An 18,755-nucleotide genomic window follows, 5' to 3' on the forward strand; every position below is an offset into this window, starting at 1 on the left:
CTCACCAACTAGCTAATGCGCCGCGGGTCCATCTCAAAGCGAATTGCTCCTTTAATCTATCTGCCATGCGGCAATTAGATATTATGCGGTATTAATCTTCCTTTCGGAAGGCTATCCCCCACTTTGAGGCAGGTTACCCACGTGTTACTCACCCGTCCGCCGCTAATCCATCCCCGAAGGGATTTCATCGCTCGACTTGCATGTGTTAAGCACGCCGCCAGCGTTCGTCCTGAGCCAGGATCAAACTCTCAATTTAAGATGATGCTAGAAACTTGTTTCGTGTAGCATCTTACTCATCAGCTGCGCTGAGGAGTCACCTTGCTACCCTAACTTGTATCTGCTCTTTTATTGAGATATTATCTCTTGCTCGAAGCATTACTTGCTAAGCATTTTACTTACTTGTTATTCAAAAGAATACGAGTTTGTTTATTTCTTTTATTCTGTTTAATTTTCAAAGACCATTTATCTTCGTCGCCGTTAAGCGACTTGTTTAGTATATCAAACCTAAACTTTCTTGTCAACAACTTTTTTCAATGTTTTTGAAGTAAGTTGTCTGTCGCTTTAATCCCTGTTGCTTTCAAGTAACTGTGAACCGCAGCGACAAGATATATCTTATCATATAAATCTTTGTTTACTATAATTATTCTACCCATATGGCAAAATTATATTCATCATTCTTTATATTTCTTTATATTTCACAGTTTTTTATTTATTGATACGCAAGGATATGTTTATATTAAGCTTTAGAGCTTCCCCCTACATATTCCACTAAAATCCCCAAAAAAATAAACCTCGTATCTTGTAAAACGAGATTTATTTTATGATTAAAAGTCTATTTATTTTTACAACAACTTATGTAACGATTATATATATCACATAAATTTATAATACAGTGCTAAAACTATAACCCCTGGTATACCAAATATTCCACATATAACTGAATTTAAAAGAGTAGTTGGTATGGTTATTCCAAATGAAGCACCAAAAAAATTCACAATAAGAAGAATTACATAACCTACAAGTCCATTAAAAAATAACTTAACAAATATTCTTATAGGCAAAGAAAGTATCTTTATTGTAAGAAAAAGTACTCCTATCCCAATTATAAAACCCAATATACTATTCATATATTTGCTCCTTTATAATTAATAATACTACAGTTCTTTTCTTCCCTCTAACGCCTTAGCTAGCGTCACCTCATCTGCATATTCTAAGTCTCCCCCAACAGGTATACCATGAGCAATTCGAGTAACTTTAGCCCCAAGAGGTTTCAAGATTTTAGATATGTACATTGCTGTAGCTTCACCCTCTACATTAGGGTTAGTTGCAACAATGACCTCATTAACCTCATTGTTTATTCTCCTCACTAATTCCTTCAATCGTATATCATCTGGGCCTCTCCCAGCCATAGGAGATATGGTTCCGTGAAGAACATGGTACACACCATTGTACTCACGGACTTTTTCCATAGTCATTATATCTTTAGGATTTTCAACCACACAAATAGTGCTTCTATCTCTATTTGGATTAGCACATATTGCGCAAGGGTCACTATCAGTATAATTGCCACAAATGGAACAATATTTTATTGTACCTACTGCCGTAACCAGTGCCTCTGCAAATTCCTTAACCTCATCTTTTGGCAGATTCAGAACGTGCAAAGCAAGCCTTTGGGCAGTTTTTCTACCTATAGTAGGTAGCTTTGCAAATTCTTCTATGAGCTTTTCTATTGCAACAGGATAAAAATCCATGTCATCACCTCAAATTTTCTACATTTGTTTTAGAACATTCCTGGTATATTCATTCCACCAGTCAATTTACCCATTTCTTTTGAAGTCTCTTCTTCTGCTTTTTTTATAGCCTCATTTACAGCAGACATAATAAGATCCTGTAACATCTCAACATCATCTGGGTCTACAACTTCCTGTTTAATCTGTATATTTGTTATTTGTTTTTTCCCATTTGCCACGGCAACTACTGCTCCACCACCAACGGATGCCTCAAATTCTTTTGTTTCAAGCTCGCTTTGCATTTTTTCCATCTGCTGCTGCATCTTCTGAGCCTGTTTTATTAGATTGTTCATATTTCCTCCCATTCCTCCTGGGAATCCACCTCTTGCCATAATCAGTTACCTCCTATGATATTATAATAATATATTTTATTGTAATTTATTCATATAATATTGTCAAAGCTTATTCAAATACTTCAAACTTAACATTGCCCACAGACTCTCGTATTATTTCTTCTTTTGTTTTCTTAGTCTGTTCTTGCTCTATGACATAATGTACATTTACAGGCTGCTTTAAAACTTCTGATACAATAGCATTCACCTTTTTTTGTATATCTATATTGTCTAAACGCTTCTTATTGAAAGCATACTCAGAAGTGTAGGATATAACAATATTGCCATCTTTACACGAAGTTAAAATTCCAGTAGTCAGAGAAGCATATATTATCATCTCACGCCTTGATTTTATTAGATCTAAAATATCCTTCCATGCTGACTTGACCTTATCCAAAGTTAAATTGCTAGCACCCATTGAAGGGTTAGAATTCTCACCAACCTCTGAAAAATTATTCTCCCTTGTAGATTCCACTTTAACCCCGTTAGAGCCATTAGAATTAAGCTTATTAAACTGATCATTTCCAATGGATTTAGTGGATTCCTCTAGGGAATTTAAGTCATCACGCAAATTTACAGATATTTTGCCCTCTTTAATAAGTCGCTCTATATTATTGATTCTAGAAACTATAACTTCCTTTGATGTATCATATTCTACTTTTATCATCTTTATAATGGCTAATTCAAGAAAAATCCTACTCTGTTTGCTGAGCCTACACTGTTCCTCTGCTTCTTGGAGAATCCTAATGTATCGCATTATATCTTCTACCTGAAGTTTTCCTGCCTGCTCCTTAAGATAAGATATATTCTCCACAGACATATCTATTACCTCTTCAGGATTATTGGTTACTTTTACAATCATCAAATTTCGCATATGACCTATAAGCTCTTTTATGACAATGTAAATATCTTTCCCACTAAAAACAATATCATCAATATTCAGTATAGCTTTATCTATATTCTTGTAAATTATGTTATCCACAAGCTTTAGCATATTTTCATTGGTAACAAGACCTAATATATCTATTACCTTATCGTATTTGACCTTAGAATCTAGTGATATCACCTGGTCCAAAAGACTTAATGCATCCCTCATGGCACCATCACACATACGCGCTATAAGATTGAGACTATTATCATCAGCGCTGATATTCTTTTCATCTACAATTTTTCTAAGTCTTTTAGATATCTCTTCACTCTTTATCCTTTTAAAATCAAATCTCTGACACCTGGATAATATAGTGATAGGCAATTTCTGAGGATCTGTAGTTGCTAGGATAAAAACCACATTTGCCGGTGGTTCTTCTAAAGTTTTCAAAAAAGCATTCACAGCACCCATAGACAGCATATGCACCTCGTCTATGATATATACCTTATATTTTGCCTCTCTTGGGGCATACTGAACCTCATCTATAATATCTCTTATATTGTCAACACTATTATGGGATGCAGCATCTAACTCCACAATATCCACAGCTAATCCACTGCTGATTTTCTTACACATATCACATTCATTACATGGTTCACCGTTCTGAGGATTTAGACAGTTAATAGCCTTTGCTAATATCTTTGCAGTGGAGGTTTTTCCGGTTCCTCTAGTTCCACAAAGCAAGTAGGCGTGTGCTATTTTATCTAAACGTATCTGGTTTTTAAGGGTAGTTGTTACATGCTCTTCACCAACCACATCTTCAAATCTTTGTGGTCTCCATTCTCTGTACAATGCAGTATACGACACTTTCCTCACCTCAATTTTATATGGTAAAAATAAAGGACAAGCATTATTTCAAGCTCATCCATTCTTTGCAATACAATCACAATATATAACATATAAATTTTAAAACCGTACACCATACCTCGAATAATAACTTATAAGCGTTACAAGTACAGTTAACTCAAGCCAGATTGATCCACGGCACATAAAGGCTTCCGCTTATCGCTGCTTCCTTCCGGACCTGACGAGGTTCACAGATCTTTATTGCGTGGGACCCAACTCTCAACATCACTTATACAAGTCAGACCAAACAAGTTAAACCCTCAGTATGGCATTCACCCCTGCTGTAGCGGATTGCAGGTACAGGGCACCGCTAACTCCCCGGCTAGTACGATTATGGCGGAGAAAGTGGGATTTGAACCCACGTTAGGGTTACCCCTAAACACGCGTTCCAGGCGTGCTCCTTAAGCCACTCGGACATCTCTCCATATAATTTCTGTATATATTATTTTAACTATGCTATATTATTCTATCACATGAATTTTTCAGTGTCAACGAAGTGTTTATTTAATTATAACAATCTATTGATTTAGGTAGATTATTTATAAAACTAATCGAATCATTATTTAAAGGATTATTAGCAACATGTATAAGACATAAATCAGGGCAATTTTTTAACACAGATATATCTGAGATTTTATTATCTGTCATAGATATCTTCCACAATTTAGTTAGGTTGCTCAAACAATCTATATTTTTTATATTATTAAAGCAAAACGATAGAGAGCTTAATTTTAATAAGTTTGATAATGGTTCTATGGTATTTAAGTCATTATAATCTATCTTTAACTCAGCTAAAGCTAATAAATTTGACAATGGTTCAATATCTTCTATTTTATTTGAGTCTAAAGATAAAGATTGCAATTTATTTAAATTTCCCAAAGGTGAAATATCTATAATATTATTTTCCGACAAATATAAGTTTTGTAAATTTGATAGTTTTTCTAATGAATCTATATTCGCCACTTTATTTTCACATAAGTTTACATGCTTTAAATTTATCAATTTTTCTAGTGAATCTATATTTACAATACTATTTCCACATAAATCTAAGTAAGTTAATTTGGGGAAATTACCTAATGGAGTTATATCTTCAATACCATTATGTGTTAATCTTAACACTTCTAAATTGATAAGATTTTCTATACCTGAAAGAGAAGAAAATTTCAATTTGGGATCATTAATATTATTAGGGGAAGAATCTACTTCAGTTATTATTTCAACATCGCTTTTTACAATATCTCCAGTAGGTTTATTTATTGTTTGTCTAATAAGGTTTTCTAAATTTTTATCTTTAAAAACAACTAGCTCATCTTTATACACTTTGTTAGCTGCCCCTGAAGAAATTGTATTCTTATCTTGAGATGCCTCTTTAAGTGTTTTCTCTATACTCTCCTTATCGTTAGTATTTTTACCACACCCTATTAAAGTAAAAATTAAAGAAACACATAGACTTGCAATTAAAAATTTTTTCATTTTACCTTCCCCTTTTTAAAATAATTGGTATACACCAGAAAAATTACTCTGCTATGTCTTATATTACTTAATTTGTTTAGTTTTATTCCTATTAAAAAGTATACCACGTCTATTATATTTATATAAGCTTTTTATGCTTAAATTTTCAGCCATTTCTTTCTTTTGAGCTTTTCATTTACTAAAAATATGGTTTCTGTTTTGCCTTTGCTTCTGGGTATAGGTAAAACAAGGTACTAGAGGGGATCTAGTACCTTGTCAGGGGATTGTTAAAGTTTTAGAAAAATTTCTAAAACTAGAGGATAACATTGCATTATTATTTATTGCTCAACCTTATTATAATATAATTTACAATAATATGCAATAGTTATTTTTTTATACTTTTTTTATTTTTTATTTTAAATCTTGCATTGTGCAAAATACAGATTGGAAATACACCCTTTTAATTAAAGTTTTGTATCATCCACAGAATCAAGCCATGCTTTTACAGAGCTTATGATAGACTTTATGCATTCTGGGTCGAATGGAGATATAAGGTTTGCCCTGTCTATAAGTTTTAAGAAGGATTCACTTCCACCCTGTTTGCACAAGTTCATATAGTCATTCCATGCATTTGCTCTATCATCATTGGCCTTTTTCCAGAACTGCAACGCGCAAATCTGTGCTAATGTGTAATCAATATAATAGAATGGTGATTCAAAAATATGTCTTTGACCAAACCACCAACCGCCATTTTCAAGGAATTCAAATCCATCAAAGTCCTTACCAGGTTCATATTTTCTCTGAAGTTCTCTCCATTTTGCCCTTCTTTCCACTGGAGTAGCCTCTGGATTGTCATATACAAAGTGTTGGAATTCATCCACGCATACACCATAAGGAATGAAAGTAATAGCCGAAGCCAAATGTTCAAATTTATACTTCATCTCATCCTCTTCAAAGAAAAGTTTCATCCATGGCCATGTAAGGAATTCCATGCTCATTGAATGAATTTCTGAAGCCTCGTAGGTTGGGAATGCGTATTCAGTTACATCATAACCTCTACTTGTATATGCCTGGAAAGCATGTCCTGCTTCATGAGTAAGAACACCAACATCTCCTGAAGTGCCATTAAAGTTAGCAAATATAAATGGGCTCTTTACTGTACTGAAGAAATGACAGTATCCTCCACCTGCTTTACCCTTCTTGCTATCAAGATCCATCATGTCGTTTTCAATCATATGTGTGAAAAACTCGCCGGTTTCCTTTGACAATTCATTGTACATAGTCTTTGCATGATTTACCATCCATGCTTTATCGCCCTTTGGCATAGGGTTTCCTGATAAAAACTCAAAGGATTCGTCATAGAATTTTAATGACTCTAATCCTAGTCTCTTGGCCTGTCTCTTCTTTAATTCTTCAGCTAGAGGAACTATATACTTTACAACCTGATCTCTAAACACAGCAACCTTTTCTGCATCATAATCAGTTCTGTTTAATCTATCATAGCCAAGCTGAACGAAGTTTTTATAGCCAAGTTTTTTGGCTGTTCTTGTTCTTACTTTTACTAATTTATCGTATATATCGTCTATTTTATCCTGATTCTCTGCATAGAAACCAAATTTAGCTTCACAAGCTTTTTTTCTCATAGCTCTATCTGTAGACTGTTGGAAAGGAGTCATTTGTGACAAATTTCTCTCTTCACCTTCAAAATCAATCTTTGCAGATGCAATCAATTTTGTATATTCACTGGCTAATTTGTTTTCTTCCTGTGAATCTGTAACTACCTCATCAGAGAAAGATTTTTCAGAAACCTCAGCTATATTAATAAGCTGTTCCTTAAATTCCTTTCCTATGGCCTCTTTAAATGGTGATTTAACTAAAAGCTTATAAAACTTTGATACAAGCGTAGAATAAACAGGATTATTTATATCAAAATATTCTTGCTCATCCTCATAGAACTTATTTGTAGTATCAATAGTATGTCTTACATATGCTAGAGCACTCATACTCTCGAACTCTTTTCTAAGTTCACAAATACCCCTTACAGCCTCTACAGCTGCCTTTTCATCTTCAGCTTTTTCAAGTTCTAAAAGCGACTTATTAAACTGTTCTTTACAAACTTCAATATCTGGTCTCTTGTATTGAATATCCCAAAACTTCATGTTATCCCTCCTAAAATTTTTGCCTTATTTTCATTCTATCACATTTATGTACTTTGTGAACTAGGCTTATATCTTCTTTTTTTAAAAAAATCCACCATTATATTTTCGCATCCACTGTGATACATCCATTTAACTTCCGTAAATCCGTCCATAAATCCAAAATCCATGAAATTAGCTACAGACCCACACGCTCCACACTTTTCATTGAAAGTCCCAATGTATATTTTTGCTATACGGCTCTGGCATATGGCTGAAGCGCACATGGCACAAGGTTCCACCGTCACATACATTCTACACTCAGTAAGCCGCCAATTATCAAGAACTCTGCAGGCCTCTCTTATGGAAAGAATTTCAGCATGGGCTGTGGGGTCTTTCAGCTCTTCCTTCATATTATGAGCCCTGCTTATTATTCTATCACCTTTTACGATTACAGCCCCTACCGGAATTTCATCTCCCTGAAAAGCTTGTTTAGCCTCTTCTAAAGCAATATTCATAAAATAATCATCTGTACACATGATATTCTTCCTTTATTTTTATATTTTAAAATCATTCACAGGCTCTTCTATGTTTTTCAGCGCTTTTTTAAATTGGAAAGTAAAAAGACATACTGTGAAAGTTACTGCCATAAAATCCGCTATGGGTTCAGCCGAATAAACACCATTAGTCTTATTACTTATGAAGTTAGGCATGATATATATAAGAGGAATAAGCAATACAAATTTTCGCATCACCGCTACTATAATAGAAGACTTTGCATTTCCAAGGGATATAAAAGTCATCTGACAAGCTATCTGAATTCCCATTAATGCCATGGCTCCACAGTAAATTCTCATGGCTCCCTTTGTAAATTCAATAAGAGATGCATCAGGTGTAAATATTCCTGCAAATGCTTGTGGGAAAATCATTATAGCCAACCACAAAATCGTAGAGTAAATAAAACATACCCTAAGCAATAACCAAAAAGTCTTTTTCACCCTCTCCACATTTTTCGCTCCATAATTATAACTAGAAATAGGCTGCGCACCTTGAGCAAATCCTTGCATTGGAAGCATAGCAAACTGCATTACACTGGTTAATATAGTCATGGCTCCTACAGCTATATCTCCACCATATTTTAATAAGGATGAATTAAAGCATACAGAAATCACACTCTCACTGGCCTGCATAATAAATGGAGCAAGCCCTAATGCTATACATGGCATAATTACTTTTCTATTTAATCTAAAATTTGCTTTTTTTAATTTAAGAACGCTGGTTTTCCCCATAAGAAATCTTACAACCCATATGCATGAAACAGCTTGGGAAATCACAGTTGCTAGAGCTGCACCCTGTACACCCATGCCAACTCCAAATATTAATATAGGGTCAAGAATTATGTTGCATACGGCTCCTATAAGAACAGTGTACATAGCCGTATTTGCAAATCCCTGTGCTGTGATAAAAGCATTCATGCCTATGGTCAACTGAACAAATATAGTTCCCAAAGCGTAAATATTCATATACCCACTAGCATATTCTATGGTGTTTTGGCTAGCTCCAAAGCTAAGTAAAAATCTTTCATTCCATACAAGCAATATAACAGTTAAAATAGCAGATATTATTATCTGTAAAGCAAAACAATTTCCAAGAACTTTTTCCGCAGCCTTATCATCGCCCTTTCCCATAAATATAGAAGCCCTTGGTGCTCCACCCATACTTACCAAAGCTGCAAATGCCGATACAATCATAATTATGGGAAGACACACACCCACACCTGTTAGTGCAAGGGAGCCTATATCCTTAATATGCCCAATATATATACGATCCACGATATTATATAACATATTTACAATCTGTGCCATTACCGCTGGAACAGCCAATTTAAACATAAGTTTTCCTACGGGTTCTGTTCCAAGAAAATCATTGTTTTTCTCCATAACTTCATCTACTTCCTTTCAAGATAATCTAGTGCATTCTTTACTATACGTGAATTCATATCCGAAAATAATTGCAGCTCTTCCTGATTGAAATCCCGAAAAAGCACCTCCACAAGTAACTTTCGCGATTCTTGTATGTCAGGAAAAATAGCCCTACCTTTTTCAGTTAAAGTTAAATGTATCTTTCTTCTATCCTGTAAGTCCTGATTTCTTAGTAATAGTTCTTTATGGATCATGCTTTCAACGGCCTGCGATACATTGGCTTTGGGAAGCTTTCTATAATCTACAATATCACTGGCTGTATCCCTACCCGGATTATTTACAAGAAAAGCAATAATATCTAGCTCCGTCTGCGTTATACCATACTTTTCTCGAACACCTTCTCCAACTTTTTCATATACACTAATGAAACACCTTATAGTGCTAAGTGCATTGGGTAATTCTACACTCATTGTATTCACTCCTCTCTTATAACCATTGATAATGCATACATCATTATTTCCTTAAATAATAGTTCTAATATAAACGGTTTATTTACGAACTGTTTTTATATGAACTATTTTATCATTTTTTTAAAAGAAGTCAACACAATAATCAATTAGCCCGTACTATAAAATTAACTTATTTTCTACAAAAAAACTGCCACACCAATTATTTAGTGTGACAGTTTTTTAAGACTGTGTTATCTATGTAATTACTATTTGGCTCCATATGCAAACAAAGCTTTGTTATCATATCCACTTAACATGAAAAAGATGATTAAACATAATACTAACACCATAAATTTTTTCATTTTAATCCCCCTTTTTATTCCACTCCGATCTTAAAATTCCCATAATGATTTTATCGTGAAACTTACCATCTCTATAGCATGCTTGTCGCATGATTCCTTCCTGTTTGAAATTGGCTTTTCTATATGCTTTTATGGCACCTATGTTATATTCAGATACGGTAAGCATGATTCTATTAAGGTTTAATTTTTCAAATCCATATTTCAAAATTTCTTTTGTCACAAAAGTACCTACACCCTTACTATGACAGTTTTTATCTCCTATAAATATAAAATATTCCCCAGATAAATTAGTTTTGCTAATCTTGCATATTCCAGCGTATCCAATAAACTTTCCGTTTTCCGTATCAACAATTGCTTGATTATACGTAGATTTGTCCTCTAAAATGTTATAAAACCATTTTGATATATCCTGATCCGTGTTCATACTTTGAAAAACAGCTAAAGAATACTTAATGACTTCTTTATCTCTTACCCATGTAAAAAAGTTGTTTTTATCTCTTAACTTTAAATCTCTTAGTATAACATTCATTTCTAACTATTCCTCTACACATTTATAATGCTAACTTTCTTATTTGTTGCATCAAGCTCCACTTCACACCCAATGGGCATAGTTATCATAGGATGTGTATGGCAACAGTCAAACTCCGCAAGTACTGGAAAATTAACCTCTCCCATAACTTCCATTAAAACATCATAAGGCTTTCTTCCCGTACCTCTATCATCGAACAACTCATGTTTTCCTAATATAAGCCCGCCTATTCTATGAAAAATACCACTAAGTTTTAAAAGTGAAAAACTTCTTTCCAATGTAGAAATATCTTTCATGGTATCTTCAATCATTAATATATCGCCCTGTTTAATCTCCGGCATATACTCCGTTCCCCATATTCCTGTCATGGTATTTAGATTTCCACCAATAAAACGGCCTCTCACTTTTCCCTCATGAATAGTTACTAGCTCATTTTTATTGCAAGTCTTTGCCCCATCCTGTATTTCCCAGTCAATAAATTCATCAGTCCAATGTTCAGGCGTAGGAATCGTATATGGGATTTTCTTTTCACCCATTACTAGATCTGCAAAATATTGAAAGGTCTCATCTACAAAAGGCGGAAATTCACCAAAGGAAGCTACCATAGCTGGACCATAATATGTGATTAACCCTGTTTTGGCATATATTCCAAGCAAAAGCGCCGTAACATCTGAATAACCTATAATCTCTTAGGATTTTTTACCAATGCTTCATAATCCACATATGGGAGAAGGGAATTGGAGTTCATTCCCCCAATAGCAGCCATTATGCACTTTACATCTTTATTGTGTATTAATTCATTTAATTCATGTGCACGTTCCTTTATTGTGCCTGAACGATAGAAGTCACTTTTCCCTGTAAGGCTTCCCTCTAAAATTTTAAATCCTTTTTCTTCAAGATACATTTTACCCCTCATATATCTTTTTTTTGCTGTAGCCGTAGCTGGAGATGACGGCGAAAATACTGCTATGGTATCTCCAACACGTAATTTTTCTGGTACAATCATTTTTAACACCACCTTGTATTTGCTCTAATATTCTTTACTCAACAAGAAATCTGAAATATGCATAGTTTTTATTCCTTCGTAATTTCCACCTGCAAAAATATCAGTCCTCAATACATACTTCGGGTAGTTATCTCTGATATCCAGAAGTCTTCCATACTCACGTTTTCCGGTTTCTGGTGAACCTATTTCCTGTGACACCTGAATGTATAATTTATTTCCCTGTTTAGTAGCTATAAAATCAATTTCAGCTTCACCTATTTTACCAACATACACAGCATAGCCTCTTCTCAATAATTCTAAATATACTACATTTTCCAGCATAGCTGCTATACTATCTGATGAATATCCCAATACACTATACCTTAGGGCAGGATCAGCTACATAAAATTTTTCTTGTGTTTTTAAGATTTCCTTTCCCTGAACGTCATACCTCAAACACCTGTTGAGTATATATGCACTTTCAAGCTTGTTAAGATAATTATAAATAGTTTCGTTGTCTATGCTCCTATTCTCGCTCTTTAAATACTTTGATATAGATGATGCCGAGAAACTTCTACCTATATTATCAAAAGAAAATCTTACTATACGCTCTAGCTGGTCTACTTTTCTTATCTGATTTCGCTTTACAATATCTGTAAATATTGTGGAAGAGTATATATCTCTCACAATAGTGTAAACTTCATCTTCAGAATATGGTTGCAGATGTACAGCTGGAAACCCTCCAAGCCGTATATAATTTGCAAATTCTTCCTTTATATCCCCTACATTATTATATATTTTGCGGAACTCAAGATATTCTTCAAAAGAAAGCGGATAAACTCTAAAAGCAATGTATCGCCCTGTTAAATAAGTAGATATCTCTGAAGACATCATTCTAGAGTTTGAGCCTGTCACATATATATCCACATCAAAATCTATCATCAAAGAGTTTACAACCTTTTCCCATGACTCTACTTCTTGTATTTCATCAAGAAAAATATATGTTTTGCCTTTATCACTAAGTCTTTCTTTTAAATATTCAAATAAAGCTTTTGCCGTTTTTATATCCTCATATTGCAATGAATCAAAATTATATGATAATATTCTTTCATCCTCAACGCCATTTTCTTTTAATTTATTCATCAACATCTTCATGATAGTGGATTTTCCACACCTACGTATACCTGTTAGTATCTTAACAAATGGCATGTCGACGTATTTAAAAATTTTATTTACATAATTAGGCCTTAATATCATAAAATCACCTCCGCTTTACATAATTATATCTCAAAATTTACCACAATACAACGTTTTAAATATTATAACCGCAAAAATAATAATTTTTATATACTTTTGCGGTTATAATTTTATTTTGTATAGTATATTCCCAAGCTTTGTATGATATATGACAATCTTAAGCTATGTACTTGGCACTATCAACCCGTGCTCGGGACTCTCACTCTTTAGATTGCTCCAATGCTGGGCGCACAACATATATTTATATTCTTAATTTATTTCGAAATCTTTATCCTCTAATTTTTTATAATAGGATTTTACAGCATCATAACTTTTAATGGGATTTCCTTCGAGTCTTAACTCAATCAAATTAGTTAAGTACTTTAATACTGTAATATCGGATATATTATTTCTATCCATATATAATTTAGTTAAGTTGTTTAGAGATTTTAATGGACATAAATTAGAAATTTTATTCACACTAATATTTAAATCAGTAAGATTTATTAAACTTTTTAAAGGATCTATATCACAAAGTGTGTTATCTGATAAAGATAAGATTTCTAATTTATTTAATTTTGTTAAAGCAATAACATCATATATTTCTTTATTATTTGATAAATCTAGGTAATTTAAATTTACTAATGAATTTAGAGGGGTAATATCTTTAAGTTTATTTGCACATAAATTTAATTGTTTTAAATTAATTAAATTACCTATAGGTTTTAAATCTGTTATTTGATTTCTGCCCAAATCTAAATTGGTTAAATTAACCATACCCTTCAAAGGTTCTAAATTTGCAATAGTATAATTACCAAATAAGTTTAAATTAGTTATATTGTTAAGTTTAGATAATGGTTCTAAATTGGAAATTTGATTATTATTTAAATCTAAATCTTTTAAATTAATAAGATACTGTATTCCTTCAAGATTAGAAATTTTTCTATCTGAAATTTCTAAATAGGTTACTTTTTCAATATTATCTTTCGAAAGTATATCAGAGTTTGTTGTCTTTATTAGCTCATTTACTATTGCTATTCTTAGATTTTCGTCTGGAATTGTAATAATGGTGTTTTTTTGTTCTTCATTTTTTTTATTTACAGTAGTACTATTAGCTTTTGTGATTCCATTATTTTCAGAAGTACTTGCTTCGCATCCAGATAAGCATAATAATAACATTGATATACTAATTATCTTAATTATTTTTTTCATTTTTTAAATCATCCCCTTTATAAATAATCGCTATTTAGTAGTCATATTGTCAGCACAAACAACGCATATCTAAACTATTGGTTTTAATTTGTATCTTCTTTTTGTAAATTAGGAAGATTTTTTAGAACACTCTTGTCCGATATATTATTCATATCTAACTCTAATTTCTTTAATTTAGTAAGATTTTTTAGTGCGTCTATATTTGCAATTTTATTATTACCCAGGTCTAATATCTCTAAAGTCATTAAACCTTTTAATGGTTCTAAATTTTCTATTTTATTTTGATATAATGCCAGTTCTTTTATTTGATTATAATCCTTTAGTGGACTTAGATCAGATATGTTCTCATTGTTACTTAAATCTAAGGAATCTAAGTATTTTAATAAACGGAGGGACGTAATATCGGTGATCTTATTTGCACCTAACTCTAAACGGGAAAGACTAGTTAAATTAGATAAGGGTTTTAAATCTGTTATTTTATTTCTTCCTAAATTTAATTCTCTTAAATTGGTCAATCCTCGTAATGGTTCTATATTAGTGATACCACACTCAAATAAATTTAAATATTGTAATTCTTTCAGCCCTTCTAATGGTTTTAAATCTGCAATATGAATAGTTGCTAACTCTAATCGGTCTAAATTAGTTAAATTTTGAATACCTTCAAGGCTAACGATTTTTTTTGGATCTTTACCTATGCGTAAAATAGTTATTTTCTCAACATTACTTTTTGAAAGTATCTCCGAACCATTAGTAATATCGAATACTTCATTTTTTATTGCATGTCTTAGATATGGATCGGGAATTGTTATTATAGCATCTTCCTAAGATTCATCTTTCATAGTTACACTATTAGTTTTTTCTTTTGTTAAGTCATTATTTTTATAAGAAGTTGTTTCACAACCAAATAAGCATAATGCTATAGTCAATATACTAACTGTAGTAATAATCTTTTTCATTATTTCACCCCAAATTAATTATATTTTATTAATTTACACATTTTATTATATTGTTTTATTATTCTCAATACAATATGATTTCACAAACCATACTTTACATATTTGTAACCAGTTCCGTTTTTATCTCCTCATATTGCAATGAACAAAATCAGATTATTATCCTCCATTGAATAGGCAAAAAAATCTTACACATACTAACTATGAGGTGATAATTTTATGAACAAAGGTATTTTGGATACAAAAGAACGAGAACGCTTAAATAAACAGAAACAGTTAAACGAATTCAACAGTGTAACTCAAAGCGTAAAACCAGTTAACCAAAATCAAACGCACAATGTAAAAATGGAAGGCTTAGGCCCATCACTAAATCGAAACAAATAGCACCCTTTTGAGGGTTGAACTTAGGGATTTCGGAGAAGAACATTTTCTAAGGACAATCTTCAATCGGAGGCAAACAGAAGAAACGGTCAGATGAGAGTTACAAACTTTTATCTGGCCGATTTTGTCTACCCGGAAGGTCACAGAAAATTATCAATCTATATTGCACATTCTACTTGCTATTCCTTCCCGATAGAGTGATGTATGTACCAAAAGTTCACGATGCCAGTAAAATTATGGAAGCTTCTTGGGAATATCGCATGGAGAAATGGCACACCGGAGAAGGAGAATGACAGCGATGATTAAAGCAGAAAAGCTTCAGACACTCCAGATCCAGTACCCGTTCGGCTCAAGAATTGAGCTCCTGCAAATGGACGACCCAACATCGCCGCTAGTAGGCACAAAAGGTACCATTATTGGAGTAGATGACATCGGAGACATTCTGGTTGACTGGGACAATGGCTCCTTCCTGAACGTGGTGCTAGAAGTCGACCGAATCAGGAAAAATTCAGAGTAACGAAAAAGCCGCACCAATGATATCACCTGATGCGGCTATGTTTTTTATAGGTCTTTGAACATCTCTACAAATTTATCAATCGTATAGGCTCCGTCCATTCCAAGGTCTTTATCCTTGAACACCATAAAATATCTGTACAGGCGTCCAGCGAGTGACTGCCATTTTCGGCCCAGGTTTAATTTAGTCTTACTGTCATATCCATCGAGATAATCACCTTTGGCCTCTATAAGCACCGTTTTCCCGGTTTTTGTTCTTACAATGAAATCTGGATAATGATTAATGTACCCGTTTATCCGGAACCCCTTTCGTTCGATATTTCTGTGCCACCACAGAACATTATCTTGCGAAGCGATGACATCAAGCAACTGCCGTTCAAAATTATTCATGTCGTTCTTCTCTGCAACATACAGGGAGTTCGGAATGGAATCTATAGTATCAGCAGGGGTAATAACATCCGGGAATGTATAGTTTTCGCGACATATGATCTTGCCACTATCTATCAATTTGTCAAATTGCTTCTCACGATATACATCCTCGAGCTTTTCAATCTTATCCTGTATCTTTTTTGCGTATACAGGAAGAGATGTCTCCATCGCAGTCATTTCATCCTCAGTCATATTGGAAACAACACGTCGAACATAATCTGAAATCTCCCTTGCAGCATAACGATTGTTCCGGTTAATCAAGCCGCTGATGTTATCAATGCAGGCTTTGACTTTCCGCTCCTGTGGAAGCCGAGCAAGATATTCTCGGAGATATTCGCTATCCCTTTTTGACACTCGCATATATTTAGGCACAGCGTCCCCTTGCTCTTGAAGGTCTACTCGATACATTTCTCCTGTTGACAGTTCAAAACTAATATCGGCATCCTGCCCAGAGAGAGAGAAACCTTTCGAAAGATTCTCTGGCTCGAGCGGATCATACGCATCACCGAAGAGATCAGGCGATGTTTCAAGGAAAAACTGAGGAATATGCACAGCCTCAGCATCACTTTTGTACTGAGACTGTATTTCATTTTGCGTAAGCATATTTCCAAGTTCACCTCCTATAAATCCGCTTGATTCGCTTTCAGCGGCGTCCTGTTCATATTCATTTGACTGACTTTCAACTTGCTGAATCATAGTATTTACAGATTCATTTGTTCCGACAGATTCAGAGGATATCTGTAACTGTTCTTTAATATAATCGGCAGAAACATTATCGAAGTCTTCGGTACCTGTCTCATTGCTTGAATCTCCTGTCTGATTATCATTCTGTCCACTTAGATAATCTGTAACATTCTGCTGCTCACCTGATGGCCTTTCAGATGCGCTCTCCTGCTCATCAGTGCCAGTAGGTACAGCTTCACCTACACGATAATCCTTTCTACTAAAGCCTGCTTGATTCAATCCTGTAACAACACTTTCAAGTGTATTATGAAAATCATTTGAACACGTTAGTACATAAGATGTGTTCAGCAATGCTGAACTGTGCTTCTTTGTGTATGGCTGACGCAGTATTCTTCCGACAATCTGCTCAACATCGACTTTGGATGTCTTATTGGTGAGAGATGCCAGAATATAAGCGAACGGACAGTCCCAACCTTCCTTCAGTGCGTTAACCGTAATAATGTAGCGAATCTTGCAATTATGACTCATTAGATCGATATCTTTCAATTCATCGTTATCAGATGTCTTAATAGCAATCTGTTCTTCCGGAACACCGATATCAACGAGTTTCTGCTTAATTTTATCGAAGGTTTCGTTATCCTTACCTTTGATATTCGGCTGTGCCTGAAACAGCACAATAGGCCGGATATATTCTCCTCCAGCGTATTCCTCGTCCTGCGCCTGTTTCTCAATGCTGCCGCGAAGCTGTATAGCGTCCTGTATCACGCTCTGTAATGACGTACGATTAAATACGACCACAGGCAACTTTACCATGTTTTCCTTCTTGAGTTCACGTGCATCCACATAGGAAAGAATATTACTGTTATCACGTGGAGTAGCAGTCAGGTCAAGGACAAATGAAGGATTCAGGTTGTTCAGCATTTCAACACTGAGATCTGATCTTGCATTGTGACTTTCATCAACTACAGTCACAGGTGAAAGCTGTCGCAATACCTGAATCAGAGCCGTGTCCGGAGTATCTGCAAGTAATATATCCTTGTCCCTAAAATAATCGGCAAAACGCAAAAAATTTCCATTTTCTTGATAAACTTTCCGGACATCTTTCTTTGTGCTGTCAATACGAAGGGAGCCATAGCTTAAAATACAAATAGTCAACATTTCCCGGACAGTGTCCGGAGAGAAATTCTGCCCATTAAGTAGCTGCTCCTTGGTATAAACTCCGACTTTCCCAGAAAAATCCATATCAAGCTTCTGCCTGTACGGATGGGAAGTATTTGACAAAGTATTGATTGTCTGTCTCAGAATAGCATCAGACGGGACAAGCCATACTACGACCTTTAATTTATCAAGAGGCATTGCATCATAAATGCGCTTGATAGCACAACAGGCCATAAAGGTCTTGCCACCTCCTGTCGGTACCTTCATACATACATGAGGTACACCAGGAATATTTTCCTTATAGAAAGGCACCCCTCCTAAGCCGACGTTTATATCCTGTCGAAACCAGTATTCACGCCACGCAGAAATAAGATTCTCACTACGTCTCAAACAATTCATATAGGAGGACAGGTTGTCCATGACCTTTTTTTGATAATTTTTCAATTCCATGATGTATCC

18 protein-coding genes, 1 tRNA gene, 1 rRNA gene and 1 other RNA gene are annotated in these 18,755 nt (G+C 34.3%); 2 read left to right on the top strand and 19 right to left on the bottom strand.

Annotation, left to right across the window (positions count from 1 at the left end; genetic code table 11):
* From BUA73_RS12195 to BUA73_RS14425, 18 genes are all read right to left on the bottom strand, one after another.
* A 16S ribosomal RNA gene (locus BUA73_RS12195) occupies positions 1-256 on the bottom strand; the annotation flags it as partial.
* 616 nt (positions 257-872) lie between these two features.
* On the bottom strand, positions 873-1,127 hold the full coding sequence (locus tag BUA73_RS12200; RefSeq protein WP_072904401.1) for a pro-sigmaK processing inhibitor BofA family protein: 255 nt from the start codon (positions 1,125-1,127) through the stop codon (positions 873-875).
* 27 nt (positions 1,128-1,154) lie between these two features.
* The gene (recR, locus tag BUA73_RS12205) at positions 1,155-1,751 is read right to left on the bottom strand and encodes a recombination mediator RecR (protein ID WP_072904402.1); all 597 of its coding nucleotides are present in this window, start codon (positions 1,749-1,751) and stop codon (positions 1,155-1,157) included.
* A gap of 29 nt (positions 1,752-1,780) precedes the next feature.
* A complete protein-coding gene (locus BUA73_RS12210; protein ID WP_072904403.1) occupies positions 1,781-2,122 on the bottom strand; it encodes a YbaB/EbfC family nucleoid-associated protein in 342 nt (113 codons plus the stop codon).
* 70 nt (positions 2,123-2,192) lie between these two features.
* The gene (dnaX, locus tag BUA73_RS12215) at positions 2,193-3,857 is read right to left on the bottom strand and encodes a DNA polymerase III subunit gamma/tau (RefSeq protein WP_072904404.1); all 1,665 of its coding nucleotides are present in this window, start codon (positions 3,855-3,857) and stop codon (positions 2,193-2,195) included.
* A gap of 105 nt (positions 3,858-3,962) precedes the next feature.
* Positions 3,963-4,227, bottom strand: an RNA gene (gene ffs / locus BUA73_RS12220) — signal recognition particle sRNA large type.
* Between the two features lie 3 nt (positions 4,228-4,230).
* Positions 4,231-4,320, bottom strand: a tRNA-Ser gene (locus BUA73_RS12225).
* Positions 4,321-4,400: 80 nt separating this feature from the next.
* A complete protein-coding gene (locus BUA73_RS12230) occupies positions 4,401-5,369 on the bottom strand; it encodes a leucine-rich repeat domain-containing protein (RefSeq protein ID WP_072904405.1) in 969 nt (322 codons plus the stop codon).
* Between the two features lie 443 nt (positions 5,370-5,812).
* Entirely contained in the window at positions 5,813-7,507 is a 1,695-nt protein-coding gene (locus BUA73_RS12235; RefSeq protein WP_072904406.1) for a M3 family oligoendopeptidase, read from the bottom strand.
* Positions 7,508-7,551: 44 nt separating this feature from the next.
* Positions 7,552-8,022: a nucleoside deaminase gene (locus BUA73_RS12240; protein ID WP_072904407.1), complete on the bottom strand. Its 471-nt coding sequence runs from the start codon at positions 8,020-8,022 to the stop codon at positions 7,552-7,554.
* 18 nt (positions 8,023-8,040) lie between these two features.
* Positions 8,041-9,423 (bottom strand): MATE family efflux transporter, encoded by a 1,383-nt coding sequence (locus BUA73_RS12245; RefSeq protein WP_072904408.1) that lies wholly within the window; start codon positions 9,421-9,423, stop codon positions 8,041-8,043.
* Positions 9,424-9,431: 8 nt separating this feature from the next.
* Positions 9,432-9,875 (bottom strand): MarR family winged helix-turn-helix transcriptional regulator, encoded by a 444-nt coding sequence (locus BUA73_RS12250; RefSeq protein WP_072904409.1) that lies wholly within the window; start codon positions 9,873-9,875, stop codon positions 9,432-9,434.
* 342 nt (positions 9,876-10,217) lie between these two features.
* On the bottom strand, positions 10,218-10,745 hold the full coding sequence (locus tag BUA73_RS12255) for a GNAT family N-acetyltransferase (RefSeq protein ID WP_072904410.1): 528 nt from the start codon (positions 10,743-10,745) through the stop codon (positions 10,218-10,220).
* Positions 10,746-10,759: 14 nt separating this feature from the next.
* The gene (locus BUA73_RS14415) at positions 10,760-11,401 is read right to left on the bottom strand and encodes a S66 peptidase family protein (RefSeq protein WP_242942389.1); all 642 of its coding nucleotides are present in this window, start codon (positions 11,399-11,401) and stop codon (positions 10,760-10,762) included.
* A gap of 23 nt (positions 11,402-11,424) precedes the next feature.
* Positions 11,425-11,751 carry an LD-carboxypeptidase gene (locus BUA73_RS14420; RefSeq protein WP_242942390.1) on the bottom strand — a complete coding sequence of 109 codons (327 nt, stop codon included), beginning with the start codon at positions 11,749-11,751 and terminating at the stop codon, positions 11,425-11,427.
* Between the two features lie 24 nt (positions 11,752-11,775).
* Positions 11,776-12,987 carry an ATP-binding protein gene (locus tag BUA73_RS12265; RefSeq protein WP_072904411.1) on the bottom strand — a complete coding sequence of 404 codons (1,212 nt, stop codon included), beginning with the start codon at positions 12,985-12,987 and terminating at the stop codon, positions 11,776-11,778.
* Positions 12,988-13,236: 249 nt separating this feature from the next.
* Positions 13,237-14,178, bottom strand: a complete 942-nt coding sequence (locus BUA73_RS12270; RefSeq protein WP_072904412.1) for a leucine-rich repeat domain-containing protein — start codon at positions 14,176-14,178, stop codon at positions 13,237-13,239.
* 83 nt (positions 14,179-14,261) lie between these two features.
* Positions 14,262-14,990 carry a leucine-rich repeat domain-containing protein gene (locus tag BUA73_RS14425; RefSeq protein WP_084672261.1) on the bottom strand — a complete coding sequence of 243 codons (729 nt, stop codon included), beginning with the start codon at positions 14,988-14,990 and terminating at the stop codon, positions 14,262-14,264.
* Positions 14,991-15,350: 360 nt separating this feature from the next.
* Here BUA73_RS14425 and BUA73_RS14180 point away from each other — a divergent pair, with 360 nt between their 5' ends.
* Together BUA73_RS14180 and BUA73_RS12280 are read left to right on the top strand one after the other, a co-directional pair.
* Positions 15,351-15,515, top strand: a complete 165-nt coding sequence (locus tag BUA73_RS14180; protein ID WP_178139275.1) for a hypothetical protein — start codon at positions 15,351-15,353, stop codon at positions 15,513-15,515.
* Between the two features lie 295 nt (positions 15,516-15,810).
* Positions 15,811-16,029 (top strand): DUF4314 domain-containing protein, encoded by a 219-nt coding sequence (locus BUA73_RS12280; protein ID WP_072904414.1) that lies wholly within the window; start codon positions 15,811-15,813, stop codon positions 16,027-16,029.
* A 44-nt stretch (positions 16,030-16,073) separates the two neighbouring features.
* On the opposite strand, the gene BUA73_RS12285 is transcribed toward BUA73_RS12280, so the two are convergent.
* On the bottom strand, positions 16,074-18,746 hold the full coding sequence (locus tag BUA73_RS12285; RefSeq protein WP_072904415.1) for a DEAD/DEAH box helicase: 2,673 nt from the start codon (positions 18,744-18,746) through the stop codon (positions 16,074-16,076).
* Positions 18,747-18,755: the final 9 nt, after the last annotated feature.

The organism is Hathewaya proteolytica DSM 3090 (assembly GCF_900142225.1).
GTDB lineage: Bacteria > Bacillota > Clostridia > Clostridiales > Clostridiaceae > Hathewaya > Hathewaya proteolytica.

Excerpts from the sequence above, each read along its gene's own strand:
- BUA73_RS12200 (WP_072904401.1), bottom strand. The coding sequence starts at position 1,127 with ATGAATAGTATATTGGGTTTTATAATTGGGATAGGAGTACTTTTTCTT.
- recR (WP_072904402.1), bottom strand. The coding sequence starts at position 1,751 with ATGGATTTTTATCCTGTTGCAATAGAAAAGCTCATAGAAGAATTTGCA.
- BUA73_RS12210 (WP_072904403.1), bottom strand. The coding sequence starts at position 2,122 with ATGGCAAGAGGTGGATTCCCAGGAGGAATGGGAGGAAATATGAACAAT.
- BUA73_RS12230 (WP_072904405.1), bottom strand. The coding sequence starts at position 5,369 with ATGAAAAAATTTTTAATTGCAAGTCTATGTGTTTCTTTAATTTTTACT.
- BUA73_RS12235 (WP_072904406.1), bottom strand. The coding sequence starts at position 7,507 with ATGAAGTTTTGGGATATTCAATACAAGAGACCAGATATTGAAGTTTGT.
- BUA73_RS12240 (WP_072904407.1), bottom strand. The coding sequence starts at position 8,022 with ATGTGTACAGATGATTATTTTATGAATATTGCTTTAGAAGAGGCTAAA.
- BUA73_RS12245 (WP_072904408.1), bottom strand. The coding sequence starts at position 9,423 with ATGGAGAAAAACAATGATTTTCTTGGAACAGAACCCGTAGGAAAACTT.
- BUA73_RS12250 (WP_072904409.1), bottom strand. The coding sequence starts at position 9,875 with ATGAGTGTAGAATTACCCAATGCACTTAGCACTATAAGGTGTTTCATT.
- BUA73_RS12255 (WP_072904410.1), bottom strand. The coding sequence starts at position 10,745 with ATGAATGTTATACTAAGAGATTTAAAGTTAAGAGATAAAAACAACTTT.
- BUA73_RS14420 (WP_242942390.1), bottom strand. The coding sequence starts at position 11,751 with ATGATTGTACCAGAAAAATTACGTGTTGGAGATACCATAGCAGTATTT.
- BUA73_RS12265 (WP_072904411.1), bottom strand. The coding sequence starts at position 12,987 with ATGATATTAAGGCCTAATTATGTAAATAAAATTTTTAAATACGTCGAC.
- BUA73_RS12270 (WP_072904412.1), bottom strand. The coding sequence starts at position 14,178 with ATGAAAAAAATAATTAAGATAATTAGTATATCAATGTTATTATTATGC.
- BUA73_RS14180 (WP_178139275.1), top strand. The coding sequence starts at position 15,351 with ATGAACAAAGGTATTTTGGATACAAAAGAACGAGAACGCTTAAATAAA.
- BUA73_RS12280 (WP_072904414.1), top strand. The coding sequence starts at position 15,811 with ATGATTAAAGCAGAAAAGCTTCAGACACTCCAGATCCAGTACCCGTTC.
- BUA73_RS12285 (WP_072904415.1), bottom strand. The coding sequence starts at position 18,746 with ATGGAATTGAAAAATTATCAAAAAAAGGTCATGGACAACCTGTCCTCC.